Below are 23,619 nucleotides of genomic sequence, written 5' to 3'. Positions count from 1 at the left end.
CCGACGCGGCGGTCCGTGACCGGCTCCCCACTCCTGCGGCCGTACCGAGCCTCCTGACGGCCGTGGCGAGCCCGCTGCCGCCACCCCAGCCCTCCCCGCCGGGCTCCGCCCGCCCGGTCTCCCTGCTGCGCTGACCGGGGACCTGGTTGAATCGGCCGGACATGCGCACAGGTACGCGGGGAGCGCCGATGGCCGACAGGCAGCAGACCGACCCGGCTCCACAGTGGTGGAGCCGGCCCGAGGGCACGGCCGACAGCCGTCGTGACGGGGTTCCCGCCCCGCGCCCCGAGACCCCCGAGGGCGGCGGTGAGCGCGGAGCCGAGGGGCACGCAGCCGAGGGGGACGGGGCCGCCGGGCAGGTGGCCCCCACCCAGGAGCCGCCGGCCCACGAGCCGGCCCACCAGGTCCGGTACGACCCCTGGGGTGCACAGCCCCTCCAGGCCGTGGACCGGGGCCGGGACCGGCGCGGCTTCCGGCTGTGGCAGGTGGCGGCCCTCGCCGCCGCCGCGGCGCTGCTCGCCGGCGGCATCGGCGGCTACGTCGGCGTACTTGCCGAGCGGCAGAGCAGCACCAGGCTGGAACTGCCCCAGGCGGCCGTCGCGGACAAGGGCCGGGCGCCCGACAGCGTGGCCGGGATCGCGGCCACGGCGCTGCCCGGGGTGGTCACCCTGCACGTGCGGGGCGCGAAGAGCAGCGGCACGGGCACCGGCTTCGTACTGGACCCGCAGGGGCACATCCTGACCAACAACCACGTGGTCGCCGACGCCAAGGAGATAGCGGTCACCTTCAGCACCGGCGAGAGCGTCACCGCCGAGCTGGTCGGCCGCGACTCCGGCTACGACCTGGCCGTGGTCAAGGTCAGCGGGGTGCGCGGGCTGCGGCCGCTCAGCCTGGGCAACTCCGAGAACGTGAAGGTCGGCGACCCGGTCGTGGCCATCGGCGCGCCCTTCGACCTCTCCAACACGGTCACCGCGGGCATCATCAGCGCCACCGGCCGGCCCGTCACCGCAGGCGGCGACAAGGGCGACGGCAGCGACATCAGCTACGTCGACGCGCTCCAGACCGACGCCCCCATCAACCCCGGGAACTCCGGCGGCCCCCTCCTGGACGCCAGGGCGCACGTCGTCGGCATCAACAGCGCGATCCGCGGCGCCGACAAGGACGACCCCGACCGGCAGGGCGGCTCCATCGGCCTGGGCTTCGCCATCCCCATCAACCAGGGCAAGCGCGTCGCCGAGGAGCTCATCGCCACGGGCCACGCCACGCACCCCGTCATCGGGGTCACCCTCGACATGGACTACACGGGCGACGGGGCCCGGGTGGGGGACAAGGGCGAGGACGGCAAGCCGTCCGTGACCGCCGGCGGACCGGGCGCGCGCGCCGGCATCAAGCCCGGCGACGTGATCACCAAGGTGGACGGGCAGCGGGTCCGCGGCGGCGACGAGCTGATCATCAAGATCCGGGCCCACCGTCCGGGCGATCCCCTCACCCTCACGGTGCTGCGCGACGGCCGGGAGCGCACGCTGGACGTCGTCCTCGGGTCGGCGAACGGATCATGATCACGGGATGGCCGGGGAGTGAAACCCTCACCGGTCCGGGACGCGTGTAGGGGCCCGGGGGCAGGGCCGGGTACCGTGTGTTCGGGCCCGAAGTGACAGAGAGCCGAGGAGCGGCAAGGTGTTCAACGACATAGGCGCACTCGAACTCGTCACGATCGTGATCCTGGCCATTCTCGTCTTCGGCCCGGACAAGCTTCCGAAGGTCATTCAGGACGTGACGGGCTTCATCCGCAAGGTCCGCGCCTTCTCCGACAGCGCCAAGCACGACATCCGGTCCGAACTCGGACCGGACTTCAAAGACTTCGAGTTCGAGGACCTGAATCCGAAGACCTTCATCCGCAAGCAGCTCTCGGAGAACGAGGACCTCAAGGAGATCCGCACCAGCTTCGATCTCCGCAAGGAGCTGAACGACGTCTCGGACGCCGTCAACCATTCGGAGCCCGATCCCGCACCGGCCGCCCCGTCCGGTGCCGCCGCCGGTCCGGACCTGCTGAAGAAGCCCGCGGCCCCGGCTTCCGAACAGCGCGTGCGCTTCGACGCCGACGCCACCTGACCCCAGCCTGCCCGGTGATCCGGGGTCCGATGGCTATCCTCCATCTGTCCGGATCGCGGGACGCCCGAGGGAGGGGGTCCCCCCAGCGCAGCGAGGGGGAGGGCCGTTCCGGACCCCACGGAACGAGAGGCCGGCCACATGGAGACGACGAGCAGCAGCCTGGTAGGGGCGCAGACCGCCGAGGCACCCGCCGCCGCGGACGCCGCGCAGGAACCCCATACAGGTCCGCATACGAGCCCGCATACCGGCGATCCGGCCGAGGCGCAGCAGCCGGAGGCCGCCGCCCCCGTGCCGGCGGCCCGCCGGACGGCCGAGGGCTTCCTGGCGGCGGACTTCCCCTGGTACGGGCTGGACGGGGCCTTCACCGGCCCCCGCCGGCTCATGCAGGTCGGCACGGCCGCCGACGGAACGGTGGAGCACGGCTCCACCGGCCACGGCGACGAGCCGTCCGCCCGGGGTGAGATCGCCACCGGCGAGAAGGAACGCTTCGCGGTGGTCATCACCGTGGCGAGCAACCCGCTGCGCCGCAGCAGCGACGGCACCGGCGTCCTGGAGGCCACCTCGGTCTCCTCGGCCGCCTGGCTGGCCGGCTCCGGGCTGCTGGCCTACAGCTGGCCCGGACAGATGGACCACGCCCTGCGCAACGACTGGCTCGACCAGCAGACCGAGGCCGCGTGGGAGCTCGCGGACGACCTCGACGGCGAGGACTGGTCCACGCTGTCGCTGCCCGTGGACGGGGAGCCGACGACCTTCCACTACCGCGAGTCGGAATTCGGCTGGGTGCTGGCCGGCTCCACCGGCACCGGCGTCCACCTGGGCGCCTACGGCCGCGGCATGAGCGCCTACGGCCTCGGCTTCTCGGCCATCTCGGACCTCGGCACCTACGAGTAGCCGTACGCGCCCGGCACGGGTGCGGGCGCGGGTACGGGCGCGGGGTACGGAGAAGGGCACCGCCGGCCGGCGGTGCCCTTCTCCGTACCCCGGAGGGCTTAGAACTTGTTGCGGGGGGTGATGCCCAGGGACATGCCCGACAGGCCGCGGGCGCGGCCGCCCAGCTTGCCCGCGATCGAGCGCAGGGCCGCGCCGGCGGGGGAGTCCGGGTCGGACAGGACGACGGGCTTGCCCTCGTCCCCGCCCTCGCGCAGCCGGACGTCGATCGGGATCGAGCCCAGCACCGGCACCGTCGCGCCGACCGTCTTGGTCAGGCCGTCGGCGACCTTCTGGCCGCCGCCCGAGCCGAAGACGTCCACCATCTCGTCGCAGTGCGGGCACGGCAGGCCCGACATGTTCTCGACGACGCCGACGATCTTCTGGTGGGTCTGCACGGCGATCGAACCGGCCCGCTCGGCGACCTCGGCCGCCGCCTGCTGCGGGGTGGTGACGACCAGGATCTCCGCGTTAGGCACGAGCTGGGCCACGGAGATCGCGATGTCGCCCGTGCCCGGCGGCAGGTCCAGGAGCAGCACGTCCAGGTCGCCCCAGAACACGTCGGCCAGGAACTGCTGGAGCGCGCGGTGCAGCATGGGCCCGCGCCACACCACCGGGGCGTTGCCGGGGGTGAACATGCCGATGGAGATGACCTTCACGCCGTGCGCCGACGGCGGCATGATCATGTTCTCGACCTGGGTGGGACGGCCGTCCACGCCCAGCATGCGCGGCACGCTGTGGCCGTAGATGTCCGCGTCGACCACGCCGACCTTCAGGCCGTCCGCCGCCATCGCCGCGGCCAGGTTCACTGTGACGGAGGACTTGCCGACGCCGCCCTTGCCGGAGGCGACCGCGTACACCCGGGTCAGCGAGCCCGGCTTGGCGAAGGGCACCTCGCGCTCGGCGGTACCGCCGCGCAGCGTGGCCGCCAGGTCCTTGCGCTGCTCGTCGCTCATCACGTCCAGCGACACCGACACGGAGGTGACACCGGCGACCTTCTCGACGGCCTCGGTCACGTTCTTGGTGATCGTCTCGCGCATGGGACAGCCCGACACGGTCAGGTAGACCGTGACGGCGACCGCGCCGCCGCCACCGATCTCCACCGATTTGACCATGCCGAGCTCGGTGATCGGCCGGTGGATCTCGGGGTCGTTCACCGTCGCCAGAGCGTCCAGGATCGCGTCCTGCTCAGGCACGGCGGCGGAGCTTGTGTCGGTAGCCATGCCCCGATGGTACGGCTCGGTAGCACGCCTCGGGAAAGCCGCTCAGCGGTCGCCTTCATCACGTTCGGCCGGGAATAGACGCCGCTCGTCCATCTCCTTGATCAGGTCCTGGAACTCCGACCTGATCCAGTCACGGGTGGCGACCTCGCCGAGGCCCATGCGCAGCGCCGCGATCTCCCGCGTCAGGTACTCCGTGTCGGCGATGGAGCGCTCGTTCTGCTTGCGGTCCTGCTCGTGGGTGACCCGGTCGCGGTCGTCCTGCCGGTTCTGCGCGAGCAGGATCAGCGGGGCCGCGTAGGAGGCCTGGAGCGACAGCATCAGGGTCAGGAAGATGAACGGGTACGGGTCGAACCGCAGATCGTCCGGCGCGAAGATGTTCCACAGCACCCAGACGATGATGACCAGGGTCATCCAGACGATGAACCGGCCGGTGCCCAGGAAGCGCGCCACCCGCTCGGAGAGCCGGCCGAAGGCCTCCGGGTCGTACTCGGGCAGCAGCGAGCGGCGCGGCGCGCGCGGCAGGTCCAGGCGCACCCGCGAGCGCGTCAGCGCGCTCGACCCGGTGCTCGACGACTTCGCCGAGCGCTCGCCCGAACGTTCCGCCGCCTCCGGCGCGAGCCCGTGCTCGCGCGCCTGCGTACGGGCCTGTTCGCGCCGCTCCCGGATCTGCTCACGGCGCCGCTCGCGCGCCTGCTCGCCGCGCCCCCGGTCGAAGCGCCCTCGCTCAGCGGCCACCGACGGCCTCCTCGGAATGGAATTCCGTCTCCCGCCAGTCGTCCGGCAGCAGGTGGTCCAGTACGTCGTCCACGGTCACCGCGCCCAGCAGCGATCCGCTCTCGTCGACCACCGGCACCGCGACCATGTTGTAGGCCGCCAGGTGCGTGGTCACCGCGGGCAGCGAGGCGTTCGGCCGCAGCGGCGGCAGGTCCGTGTCCACGATCGAGCTGACCAGGGTGAACGGAGGGTCCCGCAGCAGCCGCTGGAAGTGCACCGTGCCCAGGTACTTGCCCGTCGGCGTCTCGTCCGGCGGCCGGCACACGTACACCTGAGCCGCCAGCGCCGGCGACAGGTCCGCCTGCCGTACCCGGGCCAGTGCGTCCGCGACCGTGGCGTCCGGGCGCAGCACGATCGGCTCGGTGGTCATCAGACCGCCGGCGGTGTTCTCCTCGTAGGACAGCAGGCGGCGCACGTCGGCGGCGTCGTCCGGCTGCATCAGCGTCAGGAGCCGCTCCTTGTCGTCCTCCGGCAGCTCCGAGAGCAGGTCGGCCGCGTCGTCCGGGTCCATCGCCTCCAGGACGTCCGCGGCGCGCTCCTCCTTGAGCTTGCCGAGGATCTCCACCTGCTCGTCCTCGGGCAGCTCCTCCAGCACGTCCGCGAGCCGGTCGTCGTCGAGGGCGTTGGCCACCTCGGCGCGCCGCTTCGGCGTCAGGTGGTGCAGGACGTTCGCCACGTCGGCCGGGCGCATCTGCTCGAAGGTGGCGACCAGGTTCTCGGCGCCCTGCCCGTGCTCCTCCAGCGAGAAGCCCGTCACGGCCGACCACTCCACCGTGAGGGCCTCGCCGCGCCGGCGCAGCGCACCCGACTTGCCCTTCCGGACGAAGATCCGGTCGATCTCCCAGTCCCGGCGGGCCGGCAGCTGCTGGATGGCCACGTCCAGGACGGTGACCTCCTCGCCGCTGGCGACCAGCGTCACCCGCCGGTCCAGCAGTTCGCCCAGGACCAGCCGCTCGGTGGGGCGCTGCTCGAAGCGCCGCATGTTGATGACACCGGTGGTGATGACCTGCCCGGACTCGACTCCGGTGACGCGGGTCATCGGCAGGAAGACCCGGCGCCGGCTGACCACCTCGACCACCAGGCCCAGCAGCCGCGGCGGGCGGCCGCCGACCCGCAGCATCGCGACGAGGTCGCGGACCCGGCCGACCTGGTCGCCGTTGGGATCGAAGACGGGCACACCCGACAGATGCGAGACGAAGATCCGCGGGGCGCCTGCAGCCATCCGAGCGCCTCCTAGAGCGTCAATCGACAGTCCTGCCGCCCCTCAGGCTAGCCCGTGCCGCAGCCAAGCGTCCTGGTGGGGAGGTCCGCCCGGGGCCGCACGGACCCCGGGGAGCGGTCGCGGGCCGCGGCACACGGACGGGTACGCTGCCTGCTGCCCGCAGACGAACGACGAGAGGCACCTGCTCGTGACCGCCTACTTCCCCGCCGCGCGGCTGCGCCGAGCCGCCTTCATCGGTGTGCTGTGCGCGGGCCTCGCCGTGACCGGTACGGGTTGCGGGGACGACCCGGACGAGGGCACGAACGGCGTCGGCAAGCTCACCGCCGACAAGATCGAGGCGAAGGCGAAAGCGGCCGCGGGCGAAGCCGAATCGGTACACCTGTCCGGAACCCTCGTGAGCGGCGGCAAGGCCTTCACCGTCGACATGCGGCTGAAGTCGGACGGCGGTTCCGGCGAGGTGAAGTCGAAGGACGACACCTTCCAGCTGCTGCGCGTGGGCGAGCAGCTCTACCTGAAGGCCAGCGCGGCGTTCTGGGGCCAGACCGACTCGGCCGGCAAGCTCGGCGACAAGTACGTGAAGGTGCCCGAGGGCGACCCCTCCTACAAGCAGTTCCGCGGCTTCACCGACATGGACGTCCTGCTGGACGGTCTGCTGGGCCTGGAGGGCAAGCTCGCCAAGGGCTCCTACACCAAGGTCGGCCACACCCGCGCGGTCCAGGTCACGGCGGACGAGGGCAAGGGCGGCAAGCTCTCGGTGTCCCTGGAGGGGACCCCGTACCCCCTGCTCATGGAGCGGGCCGGCGGCGCCGGCCGGGTGGAACTCGCCGAGTGGGGCAAGCCGTTCCAGCTCGACCCGCCCGCGCAGGACCAGACGGTCGACTACGGCAGCCAGCTGCCGACGACCAAGGGGGAGGGCGGCGAGTCCGCCCCGGCCCCCTCCAAGGGCTCCGGCCAGGGCGCGAACCCCACCTCGCCGTAAGGTTGTGGGGGCGCCTGCCGGTCAGCCCCGGGCGGCCTTCTTCCGCTTCAGCAGGAGCTTCGGCAGGGCCGCCGGGACCGGGCGGCGGGTCGTCGCCGGGGAGCCCAGCGGGGTCGCGGCCAGCGAGCCGTCGGGGAGGTCGGACCGCACCGACTCCGGCTCCAGCCGCAGCAGCCGGCACTCCCGTGCCCATCGCTCGGTCATGTCCACCGAGTCGGGCGCGTTCAGCCGCTTGCCCTTGAGCTCGGCGACGGCCGCCTGCCACTCCTCGCCGCGGGGCGGGAGCTCCCGTACGGTCGCCGTCCAGGCCACCAGCCGGCCGCCCTTGTCCTTGCTCCGCACGGTCACCTCGGCGCCCGCGCCGTCCACCAGCCCCGGGAACGGCTGCTCGCCGGGCCCGTCGCCCAGCACGTGGGCCGCACCGTCCACCCAGGCGTGCCACAGGGCGCGGTCGGCCCCGGCGCCGCGGACCCAGATCAGGCCGGACTTCTTGGTGGCCTCCTCGACGAGGGCCAGGTCGAGCGCGCTGAGAGTCATGCGCACAGGTTAGGGGGTCGCCCCGCGGACCCGATGAGGTGTCTCGCCGATCAACCCGGCCCCATCGGCGAAACCGCCCCTACAGCCAGCCGTGGCGGCGCAGGGCGCGGTGGATGGTGAAGCAGGCGCCGAAGATCGTCGCCATCACCATCGGGTAGCCGTACTCCCACCGGAGCTCGGGCATGTGGTCGAAGTTCATCCCGTACACGCCGCAGATCATCGTCGGCACGGCGATGATGGCCGCCCAGGAAGTGATCTTGCGCATGTCCTCGTTCTGGGCGACCGTCGCCTGCGCGAGATTGGCCTGGAGGATCGAGTTCAGGAGCTCGTCGAAGCCCACCACCTGCTCGTGCACCCGCGCGAGGTGGTCGGCCACGTCCCGGAAGTACTTCTGGATGTCCGGGTCCACCAGCCGCATCGGCCGCTCGCTCAGCAGCTCCATCGGTCGCAGCAGCGGCGAGACCGCCCGCTTGAACTCCAGCACCTCGCGCTTGAGCTGGTAGATCCGGCCCGCGTCGCCGCCGCGCGCACTGCCCTTGGCCGGGGCCGCGAAGACATCGCTCTCCACCTCGTCGATGTCGTCCTGCATCGCCGCCGCGACCGCGATGTATCCGTCGACGACGTGGTCGGCGATGGAGTGCAGGACGGCCGAGGGCCCCTTGGACAGCAGCTCCGGGTCGTCCTGGAGGCGGTGGCGCAGACCCTTGAGGGAGCCCTGGCCGCCGTGCCGGACGGTGATGACGAAGTCGGGGCCGGTGAAACACATCACCTCGCCCGTCTCCACCACCTCGCTGGTGGCGGTCAGTTCGGCGTGCTCCACGTAGTGGATGGTCTTGAAGACGGTGAAGAGGGTGTCGTCGTACCGCTCCAGCTTGGGCCGCTGGTGCGCGTGCACCGCGTCCTCCACGGCCAGCGGGTGCAGGCCGAAGGTGGCGGCGATCCCCGCGAACTCGGCCTCCGTCGGCTCGTGCAGGCCGATCCAGGCGAAGCCGCCGTCCTCGCGGACTCGGCGGATCGCCTCACGGGGCGTCAGACACGCCGGCCCCAGCACCCGGCGGCCGTCGCGGTACACGGCGCAGTCGACCACCGCGCTGCTCGCCGACGGGTCGCGGGTCGCGTCGTAGCCGGGCTGTAGGGAGGCGGACTTGCGCAGGGACGGGCGGACGGCCGCACGCAGGTAGGGCAGCATCGACATGGCAGGCTCCTTCGCGCGCACGGCTGCGGACCGTACGGGTGGGAGACCCTCCGGCACCGCGGGCGGGCAGGCCCGGGCAGGCGGGAGGGAACAGGACGGGAGGACAAGTGTTCTGCCGTCGCTCTTCTACTGATCAGAAGATCACAGGGGGCGGGAAGCGCCCGCCGGAGAAGCGGAAGAGCGATTGGTACTGCACGATCGACTTCGGTCCACCGCAGCCCCACCTCCTCCGGCCGGTCCCCCGTAGGGGACGTCCTGTCTCCGGGGCCTTGAAACAACGCTTCTGCGTGCGGCCCCGAACAGCTGTCAACACTATCAGCCGACGGATGGTCAAGACCCGCCCTTTACCCGGCTGATACGAGTTCTATGCTCGTTTCATGGCAGAAATCATGGCCCTCGTCGAGGCCCGGCTGCGCACCGCGTTCGGTGAACCCGACGCCCGCGCCGCCGTCACCTTCCTGGGCACCGACCGCATCGAGGTACTCCGCTTCGCCGAGGGCGACCTCGTGCGGTACGCGACCCTCGGGATGTCAGCGAACCCGATGACCGATCCGACCGCCGTGGTCGCCGACCCCGTACGGGGCCCGCGCGCCGAACTGGTGCTGACCGTACGGGGAGGGCTGGCGGACACCGACAAACTGCTCAGGCCGCTCGCGGTGCTGGCCGCCTCCCCGCAGGTCGAGGGGCTGGTGGTGGCTCCGGGTGCCTCGCTCGACGTGGGTGAGCCGCTGTGGGAGGGGGCGCCGTTCAGCTCCGTCCTCGTGGCGGAACCGGGCGGTCTGGTGGAGGACCTGGAGCTCGACGAGCCCCTGGACCCGGTGCGGTTCCTGCCGCTGCTGCCGATGACGGCGAACGAGGCCGCCTGGAAGCGGGTCCACGGTGCGGCCGCCCTCCAGGAGCGCTGGCTCGCGCGCGGAACGGACCTGCGGGACCCCCTGCGCAGCGCCGTCGCCCTGGACTGACAGCCCGGACGGGTGACCATGCCTTGACTGGCGGCCGGGCGGGGAGGAGCGTGGCTACCTATGAGGGGTGAACCAACTTGCCCGAAGTGCGGTGGCCGGGTCAGGGCGCCCGGACTCTTCTCCGACTCCTGGCAGTGCGCGGTGCACGGCGCTGTCCACCCCCTGCAACCCGTCATCCCGCCGAGCGTGGAGGGCCTGGGCGTGGTCGTGCAGCGGGCGCGCGTACCGGTGTGGATGCCGTGGCCGCTGCCGCTCGGATGGCTGTTCACCGGGGTGGCGTCCGCCGGTGACGACCGCAGCGGGGGCCGGGCGACGGTGGTCGCCTGCTCCGGTCCCGGACCGGTGGGCGGCATGGGGGAGCTGCTGCTGATCGCGGAGGAGCTGGGGGTCGGCCTGGGCTCGCGGTACGCGGGGATCGACGGCCTCGACCCGGGCCGGTCCATCAACATGGCCGGTCCGCCCCACACCAAGGTGGTCGCGGCGGGCCGGCCGACACCGCTGTGGCACGTGGGCGGAGGCCCGGACGATCGGGCCGTCTTCGCCGGCGAGGCGCGCGGCCTGTGGCTGTGGGCCATCGTCTGGCCGCAGCAGTCCGGCCTCCTGCTGTACGACGAGCTGGTCCTGACCGACCTGCGCGAAGGGGGTGCCGAGGTGGAACTCCTCCCGTGCGGGGCCCTGAGCCCGCGCATCCTGGGTCCCGCGTAGATCGCCGCGGGCGTCCCCGCGGAGATCCATCCGGCGAAAGCGGACCTTCCGCCCGGTTATCCTGGGGTGTCCCCCCGTCCGTACGACCCATGGAGCTCGGCTGTGCGCATCGACCTGCACGCCCACTCCACGGCCTCCGACGGTACGGACACCCCCGCCGGGCTGGTGCGCAATGCGGCCGCCGCGGGGCTGGACGTGGTCGCGCTGACCGACCACGACACCGTCGGCGGGTACGGCGAGGCCCTCGCCGCCCTTCCTGCGGGACTGACGCTGGTGACCGGCGCCGAGCTGTCCTGCCGGCTCGACGGGACCGGCGTGCACATGCTCGCCTACCTCTTCGACCCCGAGGAGCCCGAGCTCGCCCGCGAGCGGGAACTCGTCCGGGACGACCGGGTCCCGCGGGCCCGGACCATGGTCGGCAAGCTCCGGGACCTCGGTGTGGACATCACCTGGGAACAGGTGGCGCGGATCGCCGGTGACGGCTCGGTCGGCCGGCCGCACATCGCCACCGCCCTCGTCGAGCTGGGCGTCGTGCCCACCGTCTCGGACGCCTTCACGCCGGACTGGCTCGCCGACGGCGGCCGCGCGTACGCCGAGAAACACGAGCTCGACCCCTTCGACGCCGTACGCCTGGTCAAGGCCGCCGGCGGCGTCACCGTCCTCGCGCACCCCGCGGCCGTCAAGCGCGGCCGGTGCGTGCCGGAGTCCGCGATAGCCGAGCTGGCGGCCGCGGGCCTGGACGGCATCGAGGTGGACCACATGGACCACGACGCCGACACCCGTTCGCGCCTGCGCGCTCTGGCGGCGGACCTCGGGCTGCTGACCACCGGCTCCAGCGACTACCACGGCAGCCGCAAGACCTGCCGCCTGGGCGAGTACACGACCGACCCCGAGATCTACGGCGAGATCACGCGCCGCGCGACCGGGGCCTTCCCCGTGCCGGGCGCCGGCGGACTCGGGCGCTGACCGGCCACTTCGCGGCCCGCTCGACCCGTCCCTGACTTCTTCTTCGCGACACCCCTCTCTCCTGCAAGGCATCACTGTGTTCGACTTCGCCGTCTTCGGATCCCTCTTTCTCACCCTTTTTGTGATTATGGACCCCCCGGGGATCACGCCGATCTTCCTGGCGCTGACCTCCGGCCGGCCCGTCAAGGTCCAGCGCCGCATGGCCTGGCAGGCCGTCTGCGTGGCCTTCGGCGTCATCGCGGTCTTCGGCATCTGCGGTCAGCAGATCCTCGACTACCTGCACGTCTCCGTTCCGGCGCTGATGATCGCCGGTGGTCTGCTGCTCCTGCTCATCGCGCTGGACCTGCTCACCGGCAAGACCGACGAGCCCAAGCAGACCAAGGACGTGAACGTCGCCCTGGTCCCGCTCGGCATGCCGCTGCTGGCCGGGCCCGGTGCGATCGTCTCCGTCATCCTGGCCGTCCAGAAGGCGGACGGGGCGGCCGGCCAGATCTCCGTCTGGGCCGCGATCATCGCCATGCACGTCGTGCTGTGGATCACCATGCGCTACTCGCTGGTGATCATCCGGGTCATCAAGGACGGCGGCGTCGTCCTCGTGACCCGGCTCGCCGGCATGATGCTGTCGGCGATCGCCGTCCAGCAGATCATCAACGGCGTGCTCCAGGTCGTCCAGGGCGCCTGACCGTCGACCGCCGGCGACCGCAGTCACGCGAACGCCCCCGCACCGGTCCCGGTGCGGGGGCGTGAACGTTTCGCGCGGAGCGTCAGATGGACGCACTCTCGGCCGGTCGGATCAGGATGCGCTGGCCGACGTACGCGGCCTGCTGCACGATCCGGTTGACGGAGGCCGCGTCCACGACGGTGCTGTCCACGGCGGTCCCGTCGACGTCGTCCAGGCGCAGAATCTCGAAGCGCATGGGGCTTCTCCCTTCGTCAGTGTTCTCCTTGCACTGTTCCAACGAAGTGTAGGCCGCAATCATTCCCTACGCTAAGGAAATTTTTTCACTGGCTAACTACATGTCGGTGGTGGAGTCCCAGAACGAGGCCAGCGCGGCGGCCGTCGACGCCGGATCCTCGGCGTTCGGGGAGTGCTCGGTCCCCGGAACGACCACCCTCCGCGCACCGAGCCGCTCGGCCATCGCATCCATCAGCGGGACCGGCCAGGCGTAGTCCACCGCCCCCGACAGCACCAGCTTGGGAAGCGCCACCCGGCTCAGCTCGTCCACCCGGTCGGGCTCGCAGATCAGCGCCCGGCCCGTGACGACCAGCTGCTCGGGAACGGTGGCCAGCCACCGCTCGCGCAGGAAGTGCGTCAGCTCGGGGGAGTCCTGCGCCGCGTCCTGCGGGTCGTGCGCCCGCATCGCCGCCCAGATCCCCGGCATGTCGTCGCCCATCGCCTCCAGTGCGGCGACCAGCAGCTTCGTACGCGCCTGCTGCTCCTCGGCGATCGCCGCCGGCCCGCTGCTCAGCAGCGTGAGCGAGGCGAACGGCGAGGGGTCGCGCAGCACGGCGGCCCGCGAGATCAGCCCGCCCAGCGAGTGGCCGACGAGGTGCACGCGGTCCACGCCCAGGGCCCTGACCTGCGCGAGGACGTCGCCCGCCAGCTCCTCCAGGCCGTACGCCGACTCCTCGCGCGGGCCGGGCGTCTCGTACTGGCCGCGTCCGTCGACGGCGACCACCCGGTAGCCGGCGGCGGCCAGCGGCTCCAGCAGCCCGATGAAGTCCTCCTTGCTGCCGGTGAAGCCGGGGACCAGCAGGGCGGTGCCGCGGACCGGCCCGCCGGCCTCGTGCACGGCGAAGGGGCCGCGGTCGGTGGACAGGCGGTACGCACGGGCGGCGGACGGCAGCGTGAGGCGCGGGGGCTTGCTCATGGCCCGAGGTTACCGGCCCGTAGATTCCGGCGCGGCCCGGGTACGCAGACGGCCCCGGTCCCCTCGAAAGGGGACCGGGGCCGTCTGCGTACGTGCCGGGTCCTACGCCTCGGGCGCGGCCGCGGCCTTGCGGGCGCGCGTGCGCTTCGGCTTGACCGGGGCCTCGTCGGCCGCGGCGGCGGCCTCGGCGACCGGAGCGGCCTCCGCGACCTTGCGGGTACGCGTGCGCTTCGGCTTGACCGGGGCTTCCTCGGCCGCGGCGGCGGCCTCGGCGACCGGAGCGGCCTCCGCGACCTTGCGGGTACGCGTGCGCTTCGGCTTGACCGGAGCCTCCTCGGCCACGGCCACGGCGGCCTCGGCGACCGGGGTCACCGCAGCGGTCGCCGCCTTGCGGGTGCGCCGCGCCTTGACGGGCTCGACGGGCGGCGCCATCTGGAAGTCCGGCTCCGGGGCGGTCTCGACGACCCGGCGCGGGCGTCGCGCCCGGACGGGCGCCGGCTCGACGAGCGGGGCCATCTGGAAGTCCGGCTCCGGTGCGCTCTCCACGGCCTTGCGGACGCGGGCACGCCGCGGCCTGGCCGGGGCCTCCTCGGCGACCGGGGTCACCTCGGCCGCGGGAGCCGCAGCCGCGGGGGCCTCGGCCACCGGGGCCTCGACCGCCGGGGCGGACTGCACCGGCACCGCACCCACACGGGTCCGGCGGCGGCGCGGCCTGCGCGGCTCGTCGCCGGCCGGTGCCTCGGGGGCCTCGGCCACCGGGGACCCGGCGGCCTGCTCGGCGCCGAGCTCGGACCCGCCCCGCGTACGGCGGCGCTGCCGCGGCGTACGGGTACGGGCCGGACGCTCCTCGGTCACCGTGGTCGCCTGCGCGGAGCGGCCGCCACGGCCACCGCGTCCGCCGGTCTCGCCCAGGTCCTCCAGGTTCTCGGCCTTCAGGCCGGCCCGCGTGCGCTCGGCGCGCGGCAGGATGCCCTTGGTGCCGGCCGGGATGTTCAGCTGCTCGAACAGGTGCGGCGACGTGGAGTACGTCTCGACCGGCTCGTGGAAGTCCAGCTCCAGCGCCTTGTTGATCAGCTGCCAGCGCGGGATGTCGTCCCAGTCGACCAGGGTGACGGCGATGCCCTTGTTGCCCGCGCGGCCGGTACGGCCCACGCGGTGCAGGAAGGTCTTCTCGTCCTCGGGCGTCTGGTAGTTGATGACGTGGGTCACACCCTCGACATCGATGCCTCGGGCGGCGACGTCGGTGCACACCAGCACGTCGACCTTGCCGTTGCGGAACGCGCGCAGGGCCTGCTCGCGCGCGCCCTGGCCCAGGTCGCCGTGGACGGCGCCGGACGCGAAGCCGCGGCGCTCCAGCTGCTCGGCGATGTCGGCCGCCGTGCGCTTGGTACGGCAGAAGATCATGGCCAGGCCACGGCCCTCGGCCTGCAGGATGCGGGAGACGAGCTCCGGCTTGTCCATGTTGTGCGCACGGAAGACGTGCTGCGTGATGTTGGCGACGGTCGCGCCCTCGCCGTCCTCGGAGACGGCGCGGATGTGCGTCGGCTGCGTCATGTACCGGCGGGCCAGGCCGATGACCGCGCCCGGCATGGTCGCCGAGAACAGCATCGTCTGACGCTTGGGGGGCAGGTAGGCCATGATCTTCTCGACGTCGGGCAGGAAGCCCAGGTCGAGCATCTCGTCGGCCTCGTCGAGGACGAGCGCGCGCACGCGCGACAGGTCGAGCTTGCGCTGCCCGGCCAGGTCGAGGAGACGGCCCGGGGTGCCGACGATCACGTCGACGCCCTTGTTGAGGGCCTCGACCTGCGGCTCGTAGGCGCGGCCGCCGTATATGGCCAGGACGCGGACGTTGCGGACCTTGCCGGCGGTGAGCAGGTCGTTGGTGACCTGGGTGCACAGCTCGCGGGTCGGAACCACCACGAGGGCCTGCGGGGCGTTGGTCAGCTGGTCGGGCGTGGCCCGACCGGCCTCGACGTCCGCGGGGACGACGACCCGCTCCAGCAGGGGAAGCCCGAAACCGAGCGTCTTGCCGGTTCCGGTCTTGGCCTGGCCGATGACGTCCGTGCCGGAAAGGGCGACGGGGAGGGTCATCTCCTGGATGGGGAAGGGGGACACGATGCCGACGGCCTCAAGGGCTTCGGCGGTCTCGGGAAAGATCCCGAGGTCTCGGAACGTAGTCAGGGTGCTGCCTCTTCTGTGAGACGCGGCGCGAGGCGGCGAGGGGGGTCCTACCGTGCTGTGCTTGCAGTACTGCCACGTACGAAGCTGCGCGGGACCACTGGCCTTCGCTCAAGCGCATCTGCCGCTGAGGGGGCCCCTCGTGGGAGGCGGTACGCATGGACGTACGCACCACACCGAGGGCGGTCGGTTGGAGCCGATCGGGCCACCGACCGGGCATCCTCATTCGGATGGCCCGCCGAGTATTCGGCAGGCGCATTACCACTGTACCCCGGAATCGCGCAGGTGTGTCGGGTGAATTCACCGGGTAGGTGGGTTTAGGTGGACAGGCTGGGAGTGGACATGGTGCCGTGAGGGGCCATTCGGCGGGCTATTGTGCGGAGCATGCCGACCGTAGAAAACGCCTCGCCCGCCGACGACAGCAACCCCGCCGAGGCCACCGGAATCGCCTCGCAGGACTGGGCGACCGCCTCTGCCTCGCCGCAGTACCGGGCCGCCGTCGTGGATCTGCTCGGCGCGCTCGCCTACGGGGAGCTCGCGGCCTTCGAGCGCCTCGCGGAGGACGCGAAGCTCGCGCCCACCCTGGACGACAAGGCCGAGCTCGCCGCGATGGCCTCCGCCGAATTCCATCACTTCGAGCGGCTCCGCGAGCGCCTCACGAAGATCGAGGCCGAGCCCACCGCCGCCATGGAGCCCTTCGCGCAGGGCGTCGACGCCTTCCACCGCCAGACCGCCCCGTCGGACTGGCTGGAGGGCCTGGTCAAGGCGTACGTCGGCGACTCCATCGCGAGTGACTTCTACCGCGAGGTCGCCTCCCACCTGGACACCGACACCCGCGCCCTCGTGCTCGGCGTCCTCGACGACACCGGCCACGGCAACTTCGCCGTCGAGAAGGTGCGCGCCGCGATCGAGGCCGACCCCCGCTGCGGCGGCCGGCTCGCGCTGTGGGCGCGCCGCCTGATGGGCGAGGCCCTCTCGCAGGCCCAGCGCGTGGTCGCCGAGCGCGACGCGCTCTCGACCATGCTGGTCGGCGGCGTCGACGGGATGGCGGCGGGCTTCGACCTCGCGGCCGTCGGTGAGATGTTCACCCGGATCACCAAGGCCCACACCAAGCGGATGGCGGCCCTGGGCCTCGCCGCCTGACCGGGCCCCTCCCCACGTACGTCGGCCCCGGCGCGCCAGGTGCGCGCCGGGGCCGACGTACGTGGTCGGGGGAGCCGGCCTCACGAGTCGGCTTCAGGGGTCACCCCCGCGACGGGAGCGAAAACGGAGTCCTGTGGGGACGCCTGCGGGGCCCGTGGGCCGGACGGAGCAGCAGGGACAGCACCACGGCCGACACCAGCACCGCGCCGACGAACGTCGCCACCAGGGTGTTGTGTCCCGGGCCCAGCGCGAAGTGGGTGAGATAGGACCCGAACAGTGCTCCCGCCACCCCGCTGACCAGCACCACTCGCCGAGAGGGAAGCCGGGGCTCGAGCCCTCGGACGGCTGCGGCGGACAGGGCGAGCCCCAGCAGTGCGGCGCCGAGCACTTCCATCAGCAGCATCAGGTCTCTCCCATACGTCAGGGCAAACCGGGTCACTGCGGTCCTACCCGAAGCGGAAGAAAGAGAAACGGCCCGGTGGAAGCAACCACCGGGCCGTTTCGGACAGTTCTCAGAGCGCTCCGAAACCGACCTTGCGTGCGGTCGGCTCACCCAGGTCGACGTACGACAGACGGTCGGACGGCACCAGGACCTTGCGGCCCTTGTTGTCGGTGAGGCTCAGCAGCGGCGCCTGGCCGGACAGCGCGGCGGCCACGATGCCCTCCAGCTCCTCGGCGCTCAGGTCGCTCTCCAGCACGATCTCCCGGGGTGCGTGCTGCACGCCGATCTTGACCTCCACGGCTATGTCCCTCCGACGATCCGGTTCGCGCGATCAGCCGCGCCGTACGCGGTCCACATTAGCCCGGAGAGGGGATGCGGACCGCGCAGAGCGGACACGCTGGCAGCGAACACCGGCGGGAATGCCTCGGGAGCCGCGGCGCGGTGGCGGCGCGGCGGTGGCGGCGCAGCGGCCGCCGGGCCGTCAGGATTCCGTGCCGTGCAGCGGGAAGCCGGCGATGCCGCGCCAGGCGAGCGAGGTCAGCAGGCCGACCGCCGTCTCGCGGGCGACCGGGCTCTCGCTGGAGAGCCAGTAGCGGGCCACCACCTGCGAGACCCCGCCCAGGCCCACGGCCAGCAGCATCGACTCGTCCTTGGACAGGCCGGTGTCCTCGGCGATGACGTCGGAAATCGCCTCTGCGCACTGGAGCGAGACGCGGTCGACGCGCTCGCGCACCGCGGGCTCGTTCGTCAGGTCGGACTCGAAGACCAGCCGGAAAGCGCCGCCCTCGTCCTCCACGTACGCGAAGTAGGCGTCCATGGTGGCGGCCACGCGCAGCTTGTTGTCCGTCGTCGACGCGAGCGCCGTGCGCACGGACAGCAGCAGCGCCTCGCAGTGCTGGTCCAGCAGGGCCAGGTACAGGTCGAGCTTGCCCGGGAAGTGCTGGTAGAGCACCGGCTTGCTCACCCCGGCACGCTCCGCGATGTCGTCCATCGCGGCCGCGTGGTAGCCCTGGGCGACGAAGACCTCCTGGGCCGCGCCCAGCAGCTGGTTGCGCCGGGCCCGGCGCGGCAGTCGCGTGCCCCGCGGACGCGCTGCCTCGGTCTGCTCGATGGCTGTCACGCCGCCTCCCACTTTCTCTCGGAACACAGGCGCTCTGCGCCGCGCCGCCATCGTACTTTTCGGTAACCGAATCTGGGGGGTCCAAGCCGAGTTTTCTCGCGGTACGGACGACCCGGAGACGCTGGTCAGCGGTCGGTCGACGGTCGGTCAGCGGTAGTCGTCCTCGTCCAACTGCACCACGCGCGCCTGCTCGGCGGCGTCGCCGTCCGCGGCCTGGCCCGCCTCGTGGCCGACGTCGGGGTCGTCCTCGCCAGGCCGGAGATCGGCCTGCTGCTCTGCCACATCCGCCTCGGGCGCCTCAGGATCGAGGGATTCCGGAAACCGCTCCCGGAAGGTGTCCGGCTCCGCAGGGTCGACAGTCATGCCGCTCCCCTCGCTTCCTTGTGTCACTTAAGAGCCTAGGAGGATCGCGGGGGCACCGCTATGCGGATCCGCGATGAGACTGTGACCGCGAACACAACAAGTGGAACGTGATCGTCTCGTAACATTGCCCGCATGTCTTCGACCGAGCTGCCGGGCGTACGGTCCGCCGCCGAACCGTCCTTCCCCCTGGGAGCGGTCAGGCTGGCCGACGGGGAGCAGCTGCGCACCGCCGCGCTGCCCGGGCTGCAGATGGCCGTCCGGGTCCGCCCGCCCCGACGCGACGGCCTGCCGCCCGCCCTCTTCGTGCACGGCCTGGGCGGCTCCTCGCACAACTGGTCGGCGCTCATGGAGCAGCTGGCGGACACCGTCGACGGCGAGGCCGTGGACCTGCCCGGCTTCGGCTGGTCCCCGCCGCCCGCCGACCGCGACTACTCCGTCACCGCCCTCGCCCGGGCCGTCATCCGCCACCTCGACGCCGCCGGGCGCGGGCCGGTCCACCTCTTCGGGAACTCCCTGGGCGGCGCCGTCTCCACCCGGGTCGCGGCAGTCCGCCCCGACCTCGTGCGCACCCTGACGCTGGTCTCGCCCGCCCTTCCCGAGCTGCGCGTGCAGCGGTCGGCCGTGCCGACCGCGCTCCTGGCCCTGCCCGGGGTGGCCGCGCTCTTCAGCCGGATGACCCAGGGCCTCAGCGCCGAACAGCGCACCCGCGGGGTGACGGACCTCTGTTACGGAGACCCCTCCCGGGTGACGCCCGAAGGGTTCCGCAACGCGGTGGAGGAGATGGAGCGCCGGATGGCGCTCCCGTACTTCTGGGACGCGATGACCCGCACCTCGCGCGGCATCGTCGACGCCTACACCCTCGGCGGCCAGCACGGACTGTGGCGGCAGGCGCAGCGGGTGCTCGCCCCGTCCCTGCTGGTCTACGGTGGCCGGGACCAACTGGTCTCGTACCGTATGGCGCACAAGGCGGCCGCGGCCTTCCGGGGTTCGCGGCTGCTGACCCTGCCCGAGGCCGGGCACGTGGCGATGATGGAGTACCCCGAGGTGGTGGCCGCCGCCTTCACGGAGCTGCTGCGCGACACCTGCGCAGGGGCTGCGGACCGGGACACCGAAGACGGCAGGGGCTGAGGGCCGTGGGACGACACAGTCGAAAATCCGGGGCGCCCGCTCCGGAGTCCGCTCCGGCGCCGGCGCCCGCAGCAGCGCGCCCGCAGGCGCAGCCGGATCCCGCCGGGTACGACGACCGGTTCGCGTACGACGCGTTCGGCAACGACGTCTTCGGCAACGACGACCCCTTCGCCGGGTGGCCCGAGACGACCGTCACGCACCACGGATACGTGTCGCAGGACCGCCACGCAGCCGGTACGCGCGACGGCGGCCACCCCCAGCAGTACGAGACCGGCGGCGCCTGGGGGGCCGCACCCGACTCCGTGTACGGGGACTGGCACGGCGTACCCCGCCCGCGCTCCGGTGACGACCCCGCTCCCGCGGCGCGGCCGGCAGCCCCTGCCGCACCGCGGGACTACGCCACGCCGGCCTTCGGCACGCCCGCGGTGGGCTTCCCGCAGGTCACGTTCGAGCAGCCGGCCCCCCGGGCTCCCGAGCCCGCGCACCCGGCCGCACCGGACCCCGTCACCTCCACCGGCGCGCAGCGCCTGGTGCCCGGCCCCCGGGTGCCGGCCGAACCCGTCGAGGAGCGGCCCGCCTCCGGCCGCGGCAAGAAGGCCCTGACGTACACCGGCATGGCCGCGGCCGCGGTCACCACCGTCCTCGCGGTGGTCGTCGCCGGCCAGACGTTCCTCGACACGGACGCCGAGGAGACCAGGGCCGGCGCGCCCGCCGCCACGGAGAAGGGCCGCAGCGACACGGCCGCCTCCCGCTCCGACGGCCGGCCGACCCCGAACGGCGGCGCGGCCGCACCCGTGGCGCCGCCCGCCGCCGCACCCGCACCCGCGCCCGCGCCCGAGCTGACGTACGAACAGCAGATGGCCGCGCAGCTGCCGCTCGACCCGAAACTCGCCGGGCCCGGGACCTTCGACACCGTGCCGGGTGTGGCCAAGGCCCCCGGCAAGGGCAAGATCGTGCGCTACCGGGTCGACGTCGAACAGGGCCTGGGCCTGGACCCGATGCTCTTCGCCGAGGCCGTCCACCGCACCCTCAACGACGACCGCAGCTGGGGCCACGGCGGCACGAAGACCTTCGAACGGGTACCGGGCGGCAAGGCCGACTTCGTGATCACTCTCGCCAGCCCCGGCACCACCGGCGTCTGGTGCGCCAAGTCGAACCTCGACACCGTCGTCGGCAACGTCTCCTGCGACTCGGCGAGCACCGAGCGGGTGATGATCAACGCCTTCCGGTGGGCCCAGGGCTCCGAGACCTACGGCCCGGACCAGATGCTCACCTACCGGCAGATGCTCATCAACCACGAGGTCGGCCACCGGCTCGGACACGACCACGTCAACTGCCGCACCCCCGGAGCGCTCGCCCCGGTCATGCAGCAGCAGACCAAGTCCCTCAACATCGACGGCATCGAGTGCAGGCCCAACCCCTGGGCGTTTCCCGGGAACTGACGCAGCGTTCGGCGCGGGCCCCTTCCACCCTTCAGTGACGCCGCCGCGCCCCGGGCACGCCCATGCCGGCTCGGGCCCTCCGGGGCTGTACTTCTAGCGTGCTCGAACGCGAACCGTACGGGAAAGTTACGACTCTTCACCCCTTCCGGTGGCGCGACGGACAACCGTCCGCCGCGCCTTCGGCATATCCGCTTGAGTTCTCCCGCGGCGGGTCGCCTGACCGACGGCGACCGCCTGAACGGGAGATCGGGGGTGCCACTCGTGCGGATCGGACTGCTCACGGAAGGTGGTTATCCGTATGCGACGGGCGAGGCCAGGCTGTGGTGCGACCGGCTCGTGCGCGGGCTCCCGCAGCACGAGTTCGAGCTCTACGCGCTGAGCCGCAGCGCCGAGCAGGAGCGCGCCCGGATCCCGCTGCCCGAGCACGTCACCCACGTCCGCACGGCCCCGCTGTGGGCCCCCGCCGACGACGGGCGGACCTACTCCCGGCGCGAGCGCCGGCGGTTCGCCGACTGCTTCAAGGAGCTGGTCCACGGGATCTGCGCCGGCGCGCCGGACCCCTTCGCCGCCGGGCTGTACGGGCTCGCCGGCCTCGCCCGCGAACAGGGCGGCCTCTACGCGGCACTGCGCTCCGAGTCCGCGGTCCGGGCGCTGGAGACCGCATGCCGGGCCCCGGGCGCGAGCCGCACCGTACAAGCGGCGCACGTGGCCGACCTGCTGGAGTTCGTGGACGAACTCGAACGCATGCTGCGGCCGCTGTCCCTCGACTGGTACGAGGAGGACGCCCGCGGCGAGGGCCTCGGCGCGGTCGACGTCTGCCACGCGGCCGCCGGAGGGGCGGCGGCGCTCCCCGGTCTGCTGGCCAAACGCTTCTTCGGGGTCCCGCTGCTGGTCACCGAGTACGGGGTCCAGCTGCGCGCCCACTACCTCTCCCACCTCGGCGCCGGGCGGGGCGAGGAGCCCCGTCCCGCCGTACGGGCCCTGCTCGCCGCCTTCCACCTGCGGCTGGCCTCCGAGATCTACGCCCGCGCCGACTTCCTGACCCCCGGCAACGCCCACGCCCGGCGCTGGCAGGAGCGGTGCGGCGCCACCCGCGACCGGCTGCGCACCGTCTACCCGGGGATGGAGGCGGACCGATTCGCCACCGTCGGGGAGTCCGCCGACCGAGGCGATGCCGACACGCTCGTGTGGGTCGGCCGGGTGGAGCCCGCCAAGGACCTCATCGCCCTGCTGCACGGCTTCGCCGAGGTGAGAAGGGCCGCGCCCGGTGCCCGGCTGCGGATCTTCGCCACGTCGGCCGACCCCGACTACCTCGCCGACTGCCGCTCCCTCGCCGCGCAGCTGTTCCCCGACGAGGCCGCCGACAGCGTCACCGTCGGGGAGAACCCGGTCGCCTTCGAGGAGATCGGCGGACCCGACGCGCCCTCCGTGGCCGAGGCGTACGGCGCCGGACGGGTCGTCGTGCTGTCCTCCGTGATCGAGGGCTTCCCCCTCCCCCTCGCCGAGGCGATGCTCTGCGGGCGCGCCACCGTCTCCACCGACGTGGGCGCGGTCTGCGAGGTCATCGGCGGCACCGGGCTCGTCGTCCCGCCGCGCAACCCGCGGGCGCTCGCCGAAGCCTGCCTGTCCCTGCTCGGGGACGCCGAGCGGGCGGAGCGCCTGGGAGCCGCGGCCCGGGCGCGGGCCCTGGAGCTGTTCACCGTCGAGCAGAACGTCGCCGCCTTCCAGGAGATCTACCTGCGGCTGCTGGCCAAGGGCTCCCAAAGGCCCGACGGCGGTATCCCCTTCGCCCGGCCCCCGGAGGCGCGGGTGCCCGGCCACTGGACCAGCCCGACCTGGGCCAAGCCCGCACCGGACCCGACCTCGGAGGCCGCCGTATGACCACCGTCGACCCCGACACCGCAGCCCCACCGTCGCCGGTGGCCGACAGGGTGCGCCGCCGCGCCGCGGGGGATCCCGTCAAGGCCCTGCTGCACCGGCACCGCGAGCTGTGCGAGCGGGCCGTGGACCCCCTGGAGATCGCCGCCGGGCTGGAGGCCCACGGCATCACCGACCGCACCGCCGCCCGCTTCCGCCACCGGGACGTCTTCTCCCTCGCCGAGGAGCTGTACGCCCGCAGCCCGCGCGGGGAGGTGCCCGCCGCCGCGCCGGCCCCGGTCCCGGCCGGGCCGTCCGCCCACCGCGCCTTCGGCTGCGCGCTGCTGCCCGGGGCCCTCGCCGGGCTGGCGCAGAAGGGCGCGATCGAGGCCGGCCGCGACGCCGACTTCGCCGTGCTCGCCCCCGAAGAAACGTTCACCGTGGATCCGGCCGAACTCCACCACCGCAACCGG

24 protein-coding genes and 1 pseudogene are annotated in these 23,619 nt (G+C 72.8%); 13 read left to right on the top strand and 12 right to left on the bottom strand.

Features of this window, described 5'->3' with window-relative positions; genetic code table 11:
• Window positions 1-188 precede the first annotated feature (188 nt).
• The 3 genes from E6U81_RS28770 to E6U81_RS28760 all read left to right on the top strand — a co-directional run bounded on the left by E6U81_RS28770 (window position 189) and on the right by E6U81_RS28760 (window position 3,003).
• Window positions 189-1,559, top strand: coding sequence for a trypsin-like peptidase domain-containing protein (locus E6U81_RS28770; RefSeq protein WP_136232966.1), 1,371 nt, complete (start codon window positions 189-191; stop codon window positions 1,557-1,559).
• A 118-nt stretch (window positions 1,560-1,677) separates the two neighbouring features.
• A complete protein-coding gene (locus E6U81_RS28765; protein ID WP_136232965.1) occupies window positions 1,678-2,112 on the top strand; it encodes a sec-independent translocase in 435 nt (144 codons plus the stop codon).
• 138 nt (window positions 2,113-2,250) lie between these two features.
• Entirely contained in the window at window positions 2,251-3,003 is a 753-nt protein-coding gene (locus E6U81_RS28760) for a hypothetical protein (RefSeq protein ID WP_136232964.1), read from the top strand.
• Window positions 3,004-3,101: 98 nt separating this feature from the next.
• Here E6U81_RS28760 and E6U81_RS28755 read toward each other — a convergent pair whose 3' ends face one another.
• The 3 genes from E6U81_RS28755 to E6U81_RS28745 all read right to left on the bottom strand — a co-directional run bounded on the left by E6U81_RS28755 (window position 3,102) and on the right by E6U81_RS28745 (window position 6,258).
• On the bottom strand, window positions 3,102-4,262 hold the full coding sequence (locus E6U81_RS28755) for a P-loop NTPase (protein WP_206310036.1): 1,161 nt from the start codon (window positions 4,260-4,262) through the stop codon (window positions 3,102-3,104).
• Between the two features lie 42 nt (window positions 4,263-4,304).
• Window positions 4,305-4,811: a DUF1003 domain-containing protein gene (locus E6U81_RS28750; protein ID WP_229875009.1), complete on the bottom strand. Its 507-nt coding sequence runs from the start codon at window positions 4,809-4,811 to the stop codon at window positions 4,305-4,307.
• Window positions 4,812-4,986: 175 nt separating this feature from the next.
• Window positions 4,987-6,258: a CBS domain-containing protein gene (locus E6U81_RS28745; protein WP_136232963.1), complete on the bottom strand. Its 1,272-nt coding sequence runs from the start codon at window positions 6,256-6,258 to the stop codon at window positions 4,987-4,989.
• A gap of 187 nt (window positions 6,259-6,445) precedes the next feature.
• Between E6U81_RS28745 and E6U81_RS28740 the strand changes: the two genes are divergently transcribed.
• Window positions 6,446-7,237 (top strand): hypothetical protein, encoded by a 792-nt coding sequence (locus tag E6U81_RS28740; protein ID WP_240804061.1) that lies wholly within the window; start codon window positions 6,446-6,448, stop codon window positions 7,235-7,237.
• A gap of 21 nt (window positions 7,238-7,258) precedes the next feature.
• On the opposite strand, the gene E6U81_RS28735 is transcribed toward E6U81_RS28740, so the two are convergent.
• Both E6U81_RS28735 and E6U81_RS28730 read right to left on the bottom strand, forming a co-directional pair.
• A complete protein-coding gene (locus E6U81_RS28735; protein ID WP_136232962.1) occupies window positions 7,259-7,774 on the bottom strand; it encodes a hypothetical protein in 516 nt (171 codons plus the stop codon).
• Window positions 7,775-7,853: 79 nt separating this feature from the next.
• On the bottom strand, window positions 7,854-8,969 hold the full coding sequence (locus tag E6U81_RS28730; protein WP_136232961.1) for a magnesium and cobalt transport protein CorA: 1,116 nt from the start codon (window positions 8,967-8,969) through the stop codon (window positions 7,854-7,856).
• Window positions 8,970-9,346: 377 nt separating this feature from the next.
• Here E6U81_RS28730 and E6U81_RS28725 point away from each other — a divergent pair, with 377 nt between their 5' ends.
• From E6U81_RS28725 to E6U81_RS28710, 4 genes are all read left to right on the top strand, one after another.
• The gene (locus E6U81_RS28725) at window positions 9,347-9,931 is read left to right on the top strand and encodes a suppressor of fused domain protein (protein WP_136232960.1); all 585 of its coding nucleotides are present in this window, start codon (window positions 9,347-9,349) and stop codon (window positions 9,929-9,931) included.
• 60 nt (window positions 9,932-9,991) lie between these two features.
• The gene (locus E6U81_RS28720) at window positions 9,992-10,636 is read left to right on the top strand and encodes a DUF6758 family protein (RefSeq protein WP_136232959.1); all 645 of its coding nucleotides are present in this window, start codon (window positions 9,992-9,994) and stop codon (window positions 10,634-10,636) included.
• A 102-nt stretch (window positions 10,637-10,738) separates the two neighbouring features.
• On the top strand, window positions 10,739-11,602 hold the full coding sequence (locus E6U81_RS28715) for a PHP domain-containing protein (protein ID WP_136232958.1): 864 nt from the start codon (window positions 10,739-10,741) through the stop codon (window positions 11,600-11,602).
• A 76-nt stretch (window positions 11,603-11,678) separates the two neighbouring features.
• The gene (locus E6U81_RS28710) at window positions 11,679-12,284 is read left to right on the top strand and encodes a MarC family protein (RefSeq protein ID WP_136232957.1); all 606 of its coding nucleotides are present in this window, start codon (window positions 11,679-11,681) and stop codon (window positions 12,282-12,284) included.
• 82 nt (window positions 12,285-12,366) lie between these two features.
• On the opposite strand, the gene E6U81_RS40060 is transcribed toward E6U81_RS28710, so the two are convergent.
• The 3 genes from E6U81_RS40060 to E6U81_RS28700 form a co-directional block, all read right to left on the bottom strand.
• Window positions 12,367-12,519: a hypothetical protein gene (locus E6U81_RS40060; protein WP_167344722.1), complete on the bottom strand. Its 153-nt coding sequence runs from the start codon at window positions 12,517-12,519 to the stop codon at window positions 12,367-12,369.
• 96 nt (window positions 12,520-12,615) lie between these two features.
• On the bottom strand, window positions 12,616-13,473 hold the full coding sequence (locus E6U81_RS28705; protein ID WP_136232956.1) for an alpha/beta hydrolase: 858 nt from the start codon (window positions 13,471-13,473) through the stop codon (window positions 12,616-12,618).
• Window positions 13,474-13,575: 102 nt separating this feature from the next.
• Window positions 13,576-15,564, bottom strand: coding sequence for a DEAD/DEAH box helicase (locus E6U81_RS28700; RefSeq protein WP_240804060.1), 1,989 nt, complete (start codon window positions 15,562-15,564; stop codon window positions 13,576-13,578).
• Window positions 15,565-16,035: 471 nt separating this feature from the next.
• Here E6U81_RS28700 and E6U81_RS28695 point away from each other — a divergent pair, with 471 nt between their 5' ends.
• The gene (locus tag E6U81_RS28695) at window positions 16,036-16,794 is read left to right on the top strand and encodes a ferritin-like fold-containing protein (protein ID WP_206310035.1); all 759 of its coding nucleotides are present in this window, start codon (window positions 16,036-16,038) and stop codon (window positions 16,792-16,794) included.
• Between the two features lie 100 nt (window positions 16,795-16,894).
• On the opposite strand, the gene E6U81_RS28690 is transcribed toward E6U81_RS28695, so the two are convergent.
• The 4 genes from E6U81_RS28690 to E6U81_RS28675 form a co-directional block, all read right to left on the bottom strand.
• Window positions 16,895-17,194 carry a hypothetical protein gene (locus tag E6U81_RS28690; RefSeq protein ID WP_136233024.1) on the bottom strand — a complete coding sequence of 100 codons (300 nt, stop codon included), beginning with the start codon at window positions 17,192-17,194 and terminating at the stop codon, window positions 16,895-16,897.
• Window positions 17,195-17,306: 112 nt separating this feature from the next.
• Complete coding sequence (locus tag E6U81_RS28685; protein ID WP_031151489.1) at window positions 17,307-17,534, bottom strand: DUF3107 domain-containing protein; 228 nt, start codon at window positions 17,532-17,534, stop codon at window positions 17,307-17,309.
• 183 nt (window positions 17,535-17,717) lie between these two features.
• On the bottom strand, window positions 17,718-18,356 hold the full coding sequence (locus E6U81_RS28680) for a TetR/AcrR family transcriptional regulator (RefSeq protein ID WP_031151491.1): 639 nt from the start codon (window positions 18,354-18,356) through the stop codon (window positions 17,718-17,720).
• A gap of 147 nt (window positions 18,357-18,503) precedes the next feature.
• On the bottom strand, window positions 18,504-18,719 hold the full coding sequence (locus E6U81_RS28675) for a hypothetical protein (RefSeq protein ID WP_136232953.1): 216 nt from the start codon (window positions 18,717-18,719) through the stop codon (window positions 18,504-18,506).
• Window positions 18,720-18,851: 132 nt separating this feature from the next.
• Here E6U81_RS28675 and E6U81_RS28670 point away from each other — a divergent pair, with 132 nt between their 5' ends.
• From E6U81_RS28670 to E6U81_RS40560, 4 genes and pseudogenes are all read left to right on the top strand, one after another.
• The gene (locus tag E6U81_RS28670; protein ID WP_136232952.1) at window positions 18,852-19,847 is read left to right on the top strand and encodes an alpha/beta hydrolase; all 996 of its coding nucleotides are present in this window, start codon (window positions 18,852-18,854) and stop codon (window positions 19,845-19,847) included.
• 5 nt (window positions 19,848-19,852) lie between these two features.
• Entirely contained in the window at window positions 19,853-21,289 is a 1,437-nt protein-coding gene (locus E6U81_RS28665; RefSeq protein ID WP_136232951.1) for a DUF3152 domain-containing protein, read from the top strand.
• Between the two features lie 261 nt (window positions 21,290-21,550).
• The gene (pelF, locus tag E6U81_RS28660; protein WP_136233023.1) at window positions 21,551-23,170 is read left to right on the top strand and encodes a GT4 family glycosyltransferase PelF; all 1,620 of its coding nucleotides are present in this window, start codon (window positions 21,551-21,553) and stop codon (window positions 23,168-23,170) included.
• Window positions 23,167-23,619, top strand: a pseudogene (locus E6U81_RS40560) (hypothetical protein); the annotation flags it as partial. The gene pelF and the pseudogene E6U81_RS40560, both read left to right, overlap by 4 nt.

It is taken from the genome of Streptomyces sp. A0592, assembly GCF_004795115.1.
Classification (GTDB): domain Bacteria; phylum Actinomycetota; class Actinomycetes; order Streptomycetales; family Streptomycetaceae; genus Streptomyces; species Streptomyces erythrochromogenes.
This window is presented reverse-complemented; position numbering and strand designations above follow the sequence as displayed.

Excerpts from the sequence above, each read along its gene's own strand:
- E6U81_RS28730 (WP_136232961.1), bottom strand. The coding sequence starts at position 8,969 with ATGTCGATGCTGCCCTACCTGCGTGCGGCCGTCCGCCCGTCCCTGCGC.
- E6U81_RS28700 (WP_240804060.1), bottom strand. The coding sequence starts at position 15,564 with ATGACCCTCCCCGTCGCCCTTTCCGGCACGGACGTCATCGGCCAGGCC.
- E6U81_RS28705 (WP_136232956.1), bottom strand. The coding sequence starts at position 13,473 with ATGAGCAAGCCCCCGCGCCTCACGCTGCCGTCCGCCGCCCGTGCGTAC.
- E6U81_RS28725 (WP_136232960.1), top strand. The coding sequence starts at position 9,347 with ATGGCAGAAATCATGGCCCTCGTCGAGGCCCGGCTGCGCACCGCGTTC.
- E6U81_RS28670 (WP_136232952.1), top strand. The coding sequence starts at position 18,852 with ATGTCTTCGACCGAGCTGCCGGGCGTACGGTCCGCCGCCGAACCGTCC.
- E6U81_RS28675 (WP_136232953.1), bottom strand. The coding sequence starts at position 18,719 with ATGACTGTCGACCCTGCGGAGCCGGACACCTTCCGGGAGCGGTTTCCG.
- E6U81_RS28735 (WP_136232962.1), bottom strand. The coding sequence starts at position 7,774 with ATGACTCTCAGCGCGCTCGACCTGGCCCTCGTCGAGGAGGCCACCAAG.
- E6U81_RS28760 (WP_136232964.1), top strand. The coding sequence starts at position 2,251 with ATGGAGACGACGAGCAGCAGCCTGGTAGGGGCGCAGACCGCCGAGGCA.
- E6U81_RS28745 (WP_136232963.1), bottom strand. The coding sequence starts at position 6,258 with ATGGCTGCAGGCGCCCCGCGGATCTTCGTCTCGCATCTGTCGGGTGTG.
- E6U81_RS28770 (WP_136232966.1), top strand. The coding sequence starts at position 189 with ATGGCCGACAGGCAGCAGACCGACCCGGCTCCACAGTGGTGGAGCCGG.
- E6U81_RS28720 (WP_136232959.1), top strand. The coding sequence starts at position 9,992 with ATGAGGGGTGAACCAACTTGCCCGAAGTGCGGTGGCCGGGTCAGGGCG.
- E6U81_RS28755 (WP_206310036.1), bottom strand. The coding sequence starts at position 4,262 with ATGGCTACCGACACAAGCTCCGCCGCCGTGCCTGAGCAGGACGCGATC.
- E6U81_RS28695 (WP_206310035.1), top strand. The coding sequence starts at position 16,036 with ATGCCGACCGTAGAAAACGCCTCGCCCGCCGACGACAGCAACCCCGCC.
- E6U81_RS40060 (WP_167344722.1), bottom strand. The coding sequence starts at position 12,519 with ATGCGCTTCGAGATTCTGCGCCTGGACGACGTCGACGGGACCGCCGTG.